Raw genomic sequence first — 11950 nt, 5'->3', positions numbered from 1 at the left:
GCATCCGGACGATCTTATCGCCGACCTGACGCAGGCGCTGGCAGCGGTCTGATAGCTCGCTTGTAGATATCAGGAAAGGGGCGATCGTCTTGGCAGCGTCGGCGGGACAGCACCCCCCTCTGTCCTGCCGGACATCTCCCCCTCAAGGGGGGAGATCAGCAGCTCTGACCATAGCGCCCTGTCTGCAACGCTGCAGATTGGCGAAGGGCGACATGACATCCAATCTCCCCCCTTGAGGGGGAGATGTCCGGCAGGACAGAGGGGGGTGTGACGGAACTCGGCTTTCGCTGCTAACTTCTCAGCTCTTGTCGCGGATCTGCGTCATCGTCCGCGTCGGCGTGATCGCCTCGGGATCGAGCCTGATTTCGACGATCGCCGGCTTGCCGCTGGCGCGGGCACGCTCGAAGGCAGGGGCAAAATCTGCCGTGTTCTCGACCGTCTCGCCGTGGCCGCCATAGGCGCGGGCAAGAGCGGCAAAGTCAGGGTTCTTCAGATCGGTGGCGACGACACGGCCGGGATAGTCGCGCTCCTGGTGCATGCGGATGGTGCCGTAGATGCCGTTGTTCACGACGATTACGATGATCGGCAGGTCGTATTGCACGGCGGTAGCGAATTCCTGTCCGTTCATCAGGAAGCAGCCGTCGCCGGCAAAGGCGATCACGGTGCGGTCGGGATGGAGCGCCTTGGCGGCGACCGCAGCCGGGGTGCCGTAACCCATCGAACCGGAGGTCGGCGCGCCTTGGGTGGCGAAGCGGCGGAAGCGGTGGAAGCGGTGCACCCAGGTGGCGTAATTGCCGGCGCCGTTGGTGAAAATGGCGTCATCGGGCAAAATCTTTTCCAGATAGTTCATGATCGGCCCCATCTGGACCGGGCCGGGGCCGGTCTCAGGCGGCGTCGACCAGTCGAGGTAGGCAGCGTGTGCTTTCGCTGTCTCACCCGCCCAGGCTGGCGTGGAGGTTGGCTTGCGCTTGGCAAAAGCCTCGACGAAGGCCGAAGGCGAAGCGTTGATCGCCAGGGTCGGCCGGTAGACGCGGCCGAGTTCGCCGGCATCGGCATGGACATGGACCAGCGTCTGGTCGGGGTAAGGGCTCTTCAGCAACGTATAGTCGGAGGACGGCATCTCGCCCATGCGGCCGCCGATCAGCAGCACCAGGTCGGCCTGCTTGATGGCGGTGGCCAGCTTCGGGTTGATGCCGATGCCGACATCGCCGGCATAGTTCGGGTGCAGATGGTCGAACAGCATCTGGCGGCGGAAGGAGCAGCCGACCGGCAGCGACCAGGCCTCGGCAATGGTGCGCATACGTGCCACCGCTTCCTCGTCCCAGCGTGTGCCGCCGAGGATGACGGAGGGACGGTTGGCTTTGGCCAGAAGCTTTTCCAAAGCATCGAGTTCGGCTTCGCCGGGCCGGGTTTCGACCGGCGTGTGCGGCAAGGCCGCGGGCGCGTCGACAAGACTGGTCAGCATGTCCTCCGGCAGCGAGACGACGACGGGGCCGGGGCGGCCCGATGTCGCGACAGCAAAGGCGCGGGTGACGAGTTCGGGGATGCGCGCGGCATCGTCGATCTCCACCACCCATTTGGCGATGTCGCCGAAGAAGCGCTTGTAGTCGACCTCCTGGAAAGCCTCGCGCTCCTTGGCGTGGCTGGCGACCTGGCCGATGAACAGGATGACGGGTATCGAATCCTGCATGGCAATGTGAATGCCGGCCGACGCATTGGTGGCGCCGGGGCCGCGGGTGACGAAGCAGATGCCGGGCTGGCCGGTCAGCCGCCCCTGGCAGTCGGCCATCATGGCGGCGCCGCCTTCCTGTCGGCAGACAATGGTGCGGATGGGCGAGTCATGCAATGCGTCGAGCACCGCGAGATAGGATTCGCCGGGCACGCAGAAGATGCGGTCGGTGCCGTTCGCCTCGAGTGCGTCGACAATCAGTTGTCCACCGGTCTTCATCGTCCAGACTTCTCCAGTTCGGCAAGAATTTCTTCGGTATGTTCGCCAAGGCGTGGCGAAGGGCGTTCATAGACCAGCGGTGTGCCGGACATCACCATCGGCGCGCGCACCGAGGGCAGACGATTGCCATGGCCATCGTCGAGGTCGAGCCGCATGCCGCGTGCGATCGTCTGCGGGTCGGCAAACATCTGGCCGATATTGTTGATCGGGCTCGCCGGCACGCTTGCCGCTTCGAGCTTGGCCAGCAACGGGTCTCGGTCCCAGTTCTTCAGCGTCTCGATCATGTGCTCGCGCAATTTCACCCGGTTGGCGACGCGGGCCGGATTGGTGGCGAAATCGGGATTCGCTGAGAGATGGTCGAGTCCGACGGCGGCGCAGAATTTGGCGAACTGGCCGTCATTGCCGACCGCCAGGATGATATGGCCGTCCCTGACCGGGACAACCTCATAGGGCGCAATGTTCATATGCGCATTGCCCATCTGCACCGGCGCCTTGCCGGAGACGAGATAGTTGAGGTTCTGGTTGCCGAGTGCGGAAATCTGCGTGTCGAACAGCGCCATGTCGATATGCTGTCCCTGGCCGGTCTTTTCGGCATGGCGAAGCGCTGCCTGGATGGCGATCACCGAATAGAGGCCGGTGAAGATGTCCGATATGGCGACGCCGGCTTTTTGCGGCTCGCGCCCGACCTCGCCGGTGATCGACATCATGCCGGCCATGGCCTGGATGATGAAATCATAGCCGGCGCGGGGTGCGTAAGGCCCATCCTGGCCGAAGCCGGTGATCGAGCAGTAGACGAGCTTTGGATTGATCGCCTTCAGGCTCTCGTAATCGAGCCCGTATTTCTTGAGGCCGCCGAGCTTGAAGTTCTCGATCAGAATGTCGGCCGTGGCAACCAGCCGGCGCACCGTCTCGGCCCCTTCCGATGTCGAGAAATCGACGGCGATGGAACGCTTGCCGCGATTGCAGGAATGGTAATAGGCGGCCGACAGGTTCTCGCCATCATGGCTCATGACGAAGGGCGGACCCCATTTGCGGGTATCGTCGCCGCCGTCGGGGCTCTCGACCTTGATGACATCGGCGCCGAGATCGGCCAGCAATTGTCCTGCCCAGGGGCCGGCCAGGATGCGGGCGAGTTCGACGACGCGGACGCCTTTCAGCGGAGGTTCAGCCATAAATCACCAAAAACGGGTCGGAACCGCAGCCTCTATCAACCCGGGATGCCGCTGTCACGGGCCTTGCGGTAGGCCAGCGATGTCACTCTTTGAGCACGCTATCGGCCCAGGCAGCGAAATCGTCCATAACGGTGTCGCGGTTCACCTCGTTCAGGCTTTCGTGGCGGGTGTCGGCGTAAACCTTTGAAACCAGATTCGAAAAGCCCATCGCGCGCATCCGCTTGGTGAGATGATCGATGCCTTTGCCATAGTCGGAGGCCGGATCCTTCTCGCCGCCGACGATGCTGACGGGCAGGTCGCGCCTGATGCCGGCAAAGCCCGCATCCTTGCCGCCTTTCTGCGCCATCTCCACGACATCGCGCCACATCGAGATCGAGGCATCCCAGCCGCACAGCGGGTCGGCAATGTACTTGGCCACTTCAGCCTCGTCGCGCGACAGCCAGTCGAACGGCGTCTTGTGGTTGGGCACCGCCTTGCCCCAGGCCTGGAAGGTCAGTTTGGGCAAGACGCGTGAGGGAACATCGGAGCCGAGCCTGAAGCGCTCATAAGCGAGGATGGCGAGTGCAAGCTGACCAAGCAGGCCTTGTGAGAAATTGCCGTTCCAGATCGCCGCGGCGTGGACGCGCGGCGAGTGCGCCAGCAGGTAGTTGAGCGCCACCGACGCACCCATCGAATGGCCGAACAGGATGACCGGCAGGCCGGGCTGCTCCTTCGCAATCAAATCGTGGACTGCGTCGACATCGGAGATCACCTTGGCCGGGCCGCTTGTGCCGGCGAATCTGCCGAGCGGGGCATCGGGCGCCTTGGTCGCGCCATGGCCGCGATGGTCGTGGACGTAGACATGAAAGCCGCGGGTGCTGAGGTAATCGGCGAAGCGGGCATAGCGCGCGGCGTGTTCGGCCAGGCCGTGATTGACCTGGACTACCGCGCGTGGAGAGCCCCCCGCGTGCTTCACATAGAGATTGAGCGTGGCCCCGGTCGGTGAGGCCAGCGTCGTCTGCTTGTCAAATGCCATGTCTCGCTCCCTTGGCGACTGTTGGGCGACCGCGTGACCGACGTCAAGGGGAGGTCGAAATCAGCCGGCGTCACTATTGACAGTGTGCTGTCAATTTGGCTATATGACAGCATGCTGTCAAATTACATCGGGAACATGAGCATGAAAACCGTTTCGCGCCGCGCGTTTCTGCTGGCGAGCCTTTCATCCGCAATGCTCCTGCCCGGCATTGCTTCCAGCCAGACCAGGGAGACGACCATGAAGACCTCAACCATTGCCGGCCCGCAGGGCCAGCTTGCCGGCTACGACATCAAATCCGGCGGCGGCCTGCCGATCCTGTTCGCGCATGGCGATTGCAGCCGCGCCACACAGTGGAACCGGGTGATGCAGCTCACCGCAGGTGGCCGTGAGGCGGTCGCCTTCGATTTTCGCGGCCATGGCGCATCGGCGCCTGCAGCTGATGCCGACTACGGCTATGACGGCCGTGCCGACGATATTGGTGCGGTGGCCGATGCGTTCGGCCTGAAGCGGTTTGTCCTCGTTGCACATAGCGGCGGCAGTGGGGCCGCGCTCGCCTATGCCTCCGGCCATCCCGACCGTGTTGCCGGCATCCTGCTGGTCGATCCGGCGACCGATCCGCGCGCCCTGCCCAAAGAGATTCGCGACGGGTTCGTGCACGATCTCGCGGGGCCAAACGGCGGCGATGTCCTGAGCGCTTATTACATCTCGATCGCCGGCTCCAACCCAGATGTCCGCAAACAGGTCATCGCCGATGCGGCGGTGGTCGATCCGGCGGCTCGGGCAGGCGTCGGCAAGGCGCTGGCGGAATGGAATCCCGAGCCGACGCTCGACGCCTATCATGGGCCGATCTTCGTGCTGGCCACGGAGGCCAATGACAATGCGGCGGCTCTGTTTCGGCTGCGCAGCCGAATTGGCCACAGAACCGTCGCCGGTTCCGGCCATTGGGTGATGCTTGACAAGCCGGAGGCGGTGGCTGAAGCCGTCAACACTTTCGTTTCCACCATCGAGGCCGGCCAGAAATGACAAGCAGGACCGAAGCCGGAGATGTGCTCACCGAACTGGTGCTTGCCGTGTTCCGGCTGAATGGCGGGTTTCTCGACGCGGCCGACCGGCTGGCGGAGCCTGCCGGGTTGACGGCGGCGCGCTGGCAGGTTCTGGGCGCGGTGCTGAAGGAGCCGAAATCGGTGGCCGACATTGCCCGCGACATGGGGCTTGCGCGCCAGAGCGTGCAGCGCCTGGCCGATATTCTGGCCGCCGAAGGGCTTGCCGCCTATGCGGACAACCCGGCGCACCGCCGCGCGAAGCTCCTGGCGATGACCGATGCCGGCCGGGCCGCGATCCGGGATATCGGCACGCGCCAGCATGTCTGGGCCAACCGCATCAGCGAGGGCATCGAGGCTCGCGCGCTCGAGACAGCGCTTGATCTGCTGCGTATGTTGACGAAGCGGGTCGAGGAGGGCGGGGTCTGATCGACCGAGCGATTGTTTTTTGCGGCGGACGAAAGAAATCGTAATTCTGACATGTCACACGTTTCTAGCTTGCGCTATGAAACGCTAGGAGTGCTGGAATGCGGATATCGGCGATATGGGGTGCGGTGTTGGTGGCGCTGGCCGGTGTCGGCATGGCGCGCGCCGATGTGAAGATGAGCGGCTCCTTCGTGGCCGATACGGCTTGCCCGGCGACGCAGGCAATCAAAAGCGGCAAGAACCCCGGCAATATCGCGACAACGGCTGGACAGAGCTACGACCTCCTGGCCGGCAACAAGGATGCGCCGACGCATTACCTCATCCGCATGCCGGGCGCCGATCCTGAGCGTCGCTGGGTCAAGATCAGCTGCGGTCATGTCACCGGCGGCAGCGCAGCCGCCCAGCCGGCCGCGCCCGCCGATCAGGGCAAGCCTGCGGCTTCGGGAAAGCCCGAATATGTCTTTGCGCTGAGTTGGCAGCCGGCCTTCTGCGAAACCAAGGCAAGCAAGCCCGAATGCCAGGCGCAGACGGCGGGCGGTTTCGACGCGTCGCATTTCACCTTGCATGGGCTCTGGCCGCAGCCGAACGGCAATTTCTATTGCCAGGTGCCGGCGAGCGACAAGGCCAATGACAATCCGGCCCATTGGGCCGACCTGCCGCCGGTCGATCTCGATGCCAATACGCGCGCCGAACTCGACCAGGTGATGCCTGGCACCGCCTCCAAGCTCGAACGGCATGAATGGATCAAGCACGGCACCTGCTACGGCAAGAGCCAGCAGGAGTATTTTGCCGAGGCGCTGAACCTGATGCGGGCGGTGAATGCGTCGCCGGTGCGCGAGCTCTTCACCAGGAATGTCGGCAAGCAGCTGACTTCGGACCAGATCCGCAGCGCCTTCGACAGCGCCTTCGGCGTCGGGGCGGGCGCGCGGGTGCGTGTCTCCTGCCTGGTCGATCCGTCGAGCGGGAGGCGGCTGATCGGCGAGCTGACGCTGGGCCTGACCGGCCCGATCGGCCCCGACAGTTCGCTGGGCACTCTCATGCTCGCCTCGGCGCCGACGACCAAGGCGGGCTGTCCGAAGGGCTCGGTCGATGCGGCCGGGTTCCAGTAGGATATCCGTCTGTCGCTTGGCAGTGACGCGGTGATATGGTCTGGATGTGTTTCATTCGGCGGGGGTGGCGATGAGTGGCATGACATCAGGCGGGCTGGCGCGGCTGGCTTTCTGGGCCAGGGGAATGACAGCCATAAAAGACGGCCGCATGGAATGGCCGGGCTTTTCCTATACCGATGCCGAGTGGGCGCGCATGCGCGTGCTTGCCGCGCCGATCGGGGCAGGCCGCTACCAGCTGTTCACTTGGGTCAATGCCGCGATCTTCATCGCCATTGCCGCGCTCGGCATCGTCTGTGTCTTCCTGCCGCTGGCGACACTTTTGTTTCCGGTGCCGGCCGAGACCAGCGCGCTCAAATTCTCGGCTCTGCTGGCGGCGTGTGCCTTCCTCATAATCGGGCTCGGCTTGCCGATCTCCATGCGCCTGTCGAGCGCGTTGGCCATCTCCCGGGAGATGCGCGCCGGTCTTGTCGGCGAAGCCGGTGACGAAGCGCTGGCAGCAAAAGTGTCTTGGCAGATCAACCGCATCATGCTGGTCATGTGCGGCCTGCTGGTGCCCGGCATTCTGTTGTTCATCGCTTATGACATCGACGCCAGTCCGATCATCACCACGCTGAAATGGCTGGCCATCGCGCTGATAGCCGTTTCAGTTGCGGTCGGCGCGTTGCATCAACGCAAGCGGAGCTGACAGCCTTATCCGCTGACGCCGCGCGTGGACACTGTCCGCGTGCTGAGGTCTTCGGCATCGTCCCTCGGTTCTCCGATGACGCGGTCGCGCCCGGTGGACTTGGCCTTATAGAGACGCTCGTCGGCAAGGGCGAAGAGATCGGCAAGCGAGCCTACGGTCCCGTCGACAGTGGCGATGCCGGCGCTGACGCTGATGTCGAAGCGGTTTGCGCACGCCTTGACGGCCTGGCGAATGTTTTCGCCGAGCAACCTGGCGACCGCATGCGGCTGCGAGCAAAGGATGGCGAACTCCTCGCCGCCGATCCTGAAAACCTGATCGTGCGCGCCGGCCGCCTGGGTCAGCACCTGGGCGATCGATCTCAGCACCCTGTCGCCCTCGGCATGGCCGAAGCGATCGTTGATCGACTTGAAATGATCGACGTCGACGATCAGCAGGCTGAGCGGCTGGGCCGTGCGCAGGCTGACGGCGACCAGACGTTCGCCGTCGCTGTCAAAGCGTCCCCTGTGCAAGAGGCCGGTGAGGCCGTCGCGGCCGACATGTTCGACCAGGGCTTCGTAGCGCTCGCGATAGGTCAAGGTGTCGAAGACGTCGGACAGCCCGCGGGGTGCCACGACCTGACGCGTTTCGAACCACCTGAGGTAGGCGACAAGCATGGCGCTGTAGGCAAAAGCGGCACCCATCTTGGCCAACCAGCCACCGAAGAAGACCGCAATGGGTGCGCCTGCGACGAAATGCAGGGCGGTGAAAAATCCGGCCTGGTCGAAGGTGAGCACGCAGGCGACGCAAATCAGGATGCGGGAGAACGGCGCCTTGCGCAGATAACGCCCGAGCTTTTCGTAGAGCAGGATGATCAGGATGGCGTCGATGAAGAGCAGCGTCGTGCCCCACACCATGAGCCAGCCCAACTGGTCGATGAAACCGATATCGGGAAGCTTGCCGTCGGAAAGGGCTGAAATATCGTGCAGGCGCAGGATCAGGACCAGCCCGATCATCAAGGCGTTGCCGAGCAAAAGGCCATAGATCGGCTGGCGCACCGTGGCCGCATCTTCCTTCATGTAGAGCAGAAGCAGCATCACCAGCTTGCCGGAAAACAGCACCGCCGAGCCTGGCGAGACCATGCCGAAGGGCAGGGCGACATAGAAGACGCTGGCGAGATAGGTTTCGAGGAAATGCATGGCGCCGAGCGCGCAGACGAAGACGCCGAGGCCGATGCGATCCCTGAAGCGGAACAGCGTGACCATGACGCTGAAGTAGACGACCGCTTCGGCAAGGAGCAGGAAACTGTTCAGCACTACCTTCGGTCCGATCTCTACTTTCGATCGCGACAGGCCAGCGATCGATCCTGTTTTGACGCTGAAGGGTTAACCGGGGATTTCAACGCTCCCCACAACCGGCGGAAAACATAACGTGCGGTGTACACCCGGCTTGAAATGGCAAAAGCGATTGCCGTTCGGCCCGGCATCGCCTACATAGCGGCCAACCTCCATTCAATCCGACATTTTCGGTCAATCATCAAGGAAAGCGCGCGTGGCACGCCAGTTCATCTATCACATGGCCGGCCTCAACAAGGCCTATGGCACCAAGAAGGTGCTTGAGAATGTCCATCTCTCCTTCTATCCCGACGCCAAGATCGGCATCCTCGGCCCCAACGGCTCGGGCAAGTCGACGATCCTCAAGATCATGGCCGGGCTCGACAAGGAGTGGAACGGCGAAGCTTGGCTCGCCGAAGGCGCCACCGTCGGCTATCTCGCGCAGGAGCCGGCGCTCGATGCCAACAAGACGGTGTTCGAGAACATCATGGAAGGTGTCGCCGCCAAGACCGCCATCATCGAGCGCTACAACGAATTGATGATGAACTACTCCGACGAGACGGCCGATGAGTCGGCCAAGCTCCAGGACGAGATGGACCGGCTCAATTTGTGGGATCTCGAACAGCAGGTCGAGATGGCGATGGAAGCGCTGGGCTGCCCGCCCAAGGATTCCGAAGTCACCAAGCTTTCGGGCGGTGAGCGCCGCCGCGTCGCGCTCTGCCAGCTGCTGCTGCGTCAGCCCGACCTCTTGCTGCTCGACGAACCGACCAACCATCTCGACGCCGAAACCACGGCGTGGCTCGAAAAGCATCTGCGCGCCTATCCGGGCGCCGTGATGATCATCACCCACGATCGCTACTTCCTCGACAATGTCACGGGATGGATCCTCGAGCTCGATCGCGGCCGCGGCATTCCCTATGAGGGCAACTACACCAAATACCTCGAAGCCAAGGCCAAGCGCCTCAAGCAGGAAGGCCGCGAGGACGACGCCCGCCAGCGTGCCATCGGTCGCGAACGCGAGTGGATCCAGTCCAGCCCGAAAGCTCGCCAGACCAAGTCCAAGGCGCGTATCCAGGCGTTCCAGGAGCTGCTCGATGCAGCCGACAAGCGGCGTCCGAGCGATACGCAGATCGTCATTCCGCATGGCGAGCGGCTCGGCAATGTGGTGATCGAGGCGGAAGGCCTGTCGAAGGGCTTTGGCGACACGCTGTTGATCGAAGGCCTGGAATTCAAGCTGCCGCCAGGCGGCATCGTCGGCGTCATCGGCCCGAACGGCGCCGGCAAGACGACGCTGTTCCGCATGATCACCGGCCAGGAAACGCCGGATGCCGGCTCTGTCCGCATCGGCGAAACGGTGAAGCTCGGCTATGTCGATCAGAGCCGCGATGCGCTCGATCCGTCAAAGACCGTCTGGGAAGAAATCTCGGGCGGCGCCGAAGTGGTCAAGCTCGGCAAGTTCGAAGCCAACACCCGCGCCTATTGCGCATCGTTCAACTTCCGTGGCGGCGACCAGCAGCAGAAGGTCGGCAACCTCTCCGGCGGCCAGCGCAACCGCGTGCATTTGGCAAAGATGCTGAAGACCGGCGGCAATGTGCTGCTGCTCGACGAACCGACCAACGACCTTGACACGGAAACGCTGGCGGCGCTCGAAGACGCGCTGGAAAACTTTGGCGGCTGCGCCGTCATCATCTCGCACGATCGTATGTTCCTCGACCGTCTGGCCACCCACATCCTGGCCTTTGAAGGTGACAGTCATGTCGAATGGTTCGAGGGCAATTTCGAGGATTATGAGCAGGACAAGATCCGCCGGCTCGGCCCCGAGGCCGTCAACCCGCACAGGATGACCTACAAGAGGCTGACGCGGTAGGGCTGCGGCGATCCGTTGCAGGCGGTGTGCGTTTGACCTAAATTGATCGGATGGAGTCGTCCATGATCACAGTCAAACTGCCGCAAAAAGCCGAGAAACTGCTGGCCGAAATGGCCAAGGCCAGCGGTCGCACCGCCGACCAGGTTGCAGCCGAAGCGATCCTCGAGGCCATCGAAGATTGGCACGACGCCGCAATTGCGGACGAACGCCTGAGAGATGATGACGGTGTGCGCATTCCGCTGGATGAAGTGATCCGGAAGCTCGAACGTCGTGAAGCCGAGGAGCGTCGCAAGAAGCCTGCCGCTGAATGACCTGGCGTGTCGAGTTCACGCCGCGCGCCGAGAAAGACATCGAACGGCTTTCGACGAAAGATCAACGGCGCATCCTGGAGTTCCTGAATCAGAGAGTTTCAGCGCATCCCAATCCGAGAGCCCTTGCCAAGCGCCTGACGGGCACAAAGGAAGAAGCTTGGCGGTTTCGTGTCGGTGACCACAGGATCATTACTCAGTTCCAGGACAGCCGGCTTGTCGTGCTGGTCGTGGAGGTTGGCAACCGTCGTGAGGTTTATCGATGAACAGCACAGCCGCAAAACCTGACTGGTCCGCCGCCCAATATCTGAAATTCGAGGATGAGCGGACGCGGCCCGCGCGCGATCTTGTTGCGCAGGTGCCGGTGGATTTCCCGCGCCGGGTGGTCGACATCGGCTGCGGCCCGGGTAATTCGACCGAGCTGCTGGTCGAGCGCTGGCCGGATGCTGATATCAGCGGCTTCGACACCTCTCCCGACATGATCGAGAAGGCGAAGGCGCGCCTGCCCAGCGTCAATTTCGACCTCGCCGATGTCTCGACATGGCGACCGGCCGAGCCGGTCAACGTCATCTTCGCCAACGCGGTATTCCAGTGGCTGCCCACCCACCCGGTAGTGTTCCAGCGGCTGATGGGCTTTCTCGCCCCCGGTGGCGCGCTCGCCGTCCAGATGCCCGACAATCTGCTTGAGCCGTCGCATCAGGTGATGCGCGAGACGGCCGCCGAAATGCCGTTCGCCGCCAAGATGGCAGGTGCTGCGCGCGGACCGCTGCCGGCGGTGTCGTTCTATTATGATCTCTTGTCGCCGCTCTCCGACCGGGTGGATATCTGGCATACAGCCTACAATCATCCGCTGACCGACGCCGAGGCGATCGTCGAATGGGTGAAGTCGACGGGGCTGAAACCTTTCCTCGATCCGCTCGACGCCGACGAGCGCAAGATCTTCCTCGACAGCTACACGGCCAAGATCGCCAAGGCCTATCCGAAGACCGCAAACGGCAAGGTGCTGCTGCGCTTCCCGCGCATTTTCATCGTCGCCAAGCGGGCCGGCTAGCACTCCCGATGACATCCGG

12 protein-coding genes are annotated in these 11950 nt (G+C 63.2%); 8 read left to right on the top strand and 4 right to left on the bottom strand.

Going from position 1 to position 11950, the window contains the following annotated elements:
- Nucleotides 1-298: 298 nt before the first annotated feature.
- The 3 genes from NKJ76_RS15145 to NKJ76_RS15135 form a co-directional block, all read right to left on the bottom strand.
- Entirely contained in the window at nt 299-1948 is a 1650-nt protein-coding gene (locus tag NKJ76_RS15145; protein WP_352537766.1) for a thiamine pyrophosphate-binding protein, read from the bottom strand.
- The gene (locus tag NKJ76_RS15140) at nt 1945-3120 is read right to left on the bottom strand and encodes a CaiB/BaiF CoA transferase family protein (protein ID WP_352537765.1); all 1176 of its coding nucleotides are present in this window, start codon (nt 3118-3120) and stop codon (nt 1945-1947) included. The genes NKJ76_RS15145 and NKJ76_RS15140 overlap by 4 nt, the downstream gene beginning before the upstream one ends.
- A gap of 82 nt (nt 3121-3202) precedes the next feature.
- Complete coding sequence (locus NKJ76_RS15135) at nt 3203-4135, bottom strand: alpha/beta fold hydrolase (protein WP_023739884.1); 933 nt, start codon at nt 4133-4135, stop codon at nt 3203-3205.
- 141 nt (nt 4136-4276) lie between these two features.
- Between NKJ76_RS15135 and NKJ76_RS15130 the strand changes: the two genes are divergently transcribed.
- From NKJ76_RS15130 to NKJ76_RS15115, 4 genes are all read left to right on the top strand, one after another.
- Complete coding sequence (locus NKJ76_RS15130; protein WP_196814066.1) at nt 4277-5158, top strand: alpha/beta fold hydrolase; 882 nt, start codon at nt 4277-4279, stop codon at nt 5156-5158.
- A gap of 23 nt (nt 5159-5181) precedes the next feature.
- Nucleotides 5182-5604, top strand: coding sequence for a MarR family winged helix-turn-helix transcriptional regulator (locus NKJ76_RS15125; RefSeq protein WP_245267064.1), 423 nt, complete (start codon nt 5182-5184; stop codon nt 5602-5604).
- Between the two features lie 98 nt (nt 5605-5702).
- Nucleotides 5703-6710 (top strand): ribonuclease T2 family protein, encoded by a 1008-nt coding sequence (locus tag NKJ76_RS15120; RefSeq protein ID WP_352537764.1) that lies wholly within the window; start codon nt 5703-5705, stop codon nt 6708-6710.
- Nucleotides 6711-6780: 70 nt separating this feature from the next.
- Nucleotides 6781-7395 carry a hypothetical protein gene (locus NKJ76_RS15115; protein WP_352537763.1) on the top strand — a complete coding sequence of 205 codons (615 nt, stop codon included), beginning with the start codon at nt 6781-6783 and terminating at the stop codon, nt 7393-7395.
- A 5-nt stretch (nt 7396-7400) separates the two neighbouring features.
- Here NKJ76_RS15115 and NKJ76_RS15110 read toward each other — a convergent pair whose 3' ends face one another.
- Nucleotides 7401-8687 (bottom strand): GGDEF domain-containing protein, encoded by a 1287-nt coding sequence (locus tag NKJ76_RS15110; RefSeq protein WP_352537762.1) that lies wholly within the window; start codon nt 8685-8687, stop codon nt 7401-7403.
- Between the two features lie 235 nt (nt 8688-8922).
- On the opposite strand from NKJ76_RS15110, the gene ettA reads away from it, so the two are divergent.
- From ettA to tam, 4 genes are all read left to right on the top strand, one after another.
- Nucleotides 8923-10572, top strand: coding sequence for an energy-dependent translational throttle protein EttA (gene ettA, locus NKJ76_RS15105; RefSeq protein ID WP_023725379.1), 1650 nt, complete (start codon nt 8923-8925; stop codon nt 10570-10572).
- Between the two features lie 62 nt (nt 10573-10634).
- The gene (locus NKJ76_RS15100) at nt 10635-10883 is read left to right on the top strand and encodes a DUF6290 family protein (RefSeq protein ID WP_023668236.1); all 249 of its coding nucleotides are present in this window, start codon (nt 10635-10637) and stop codon (nt 10881-10883) included.
- On the top strand, nt 10880-11146 hold the full coding sequence (locus NKJ76_RS15095) for a type II toxin-antitoxin system RelE family toxin (protein WP_023668237.1): 267 nt from the start codon (nt 10880-10882) through the stop codon (nt 11144-11146). Before NKJ76_RS15100 ends, NKJ76_RS15095 begins: the two co-directional genes overlap by 4 nt.
- Entirely contained in the window at nt 11143-11931 is a 789-nt protein-coding gene (gene tam, locus NKJ76_RS15090) for a trans-aconitate 2-methyltransferase (RefSeq protein WP_023830782.1), read from the top strand. The genes NKJ76_RS15095 and tam overlap by 4 nt, the downstream gene beginning before the upstream one ends.
- Nucleotides 11932-11950: the final 19 nt, after the last annotated feature.

The organism is Mesorhizobium sp. M0029 (assembly GCF_040323735.1).
GTDB lineage: Bacteria > Pseudomonadota > Alphaproteobacteria > Rhizobiales > Rhizobiaceae > Mesorhizobium.
This window is presented reverse-complemented; position numbering and strand designations above follow the sequence as displayed.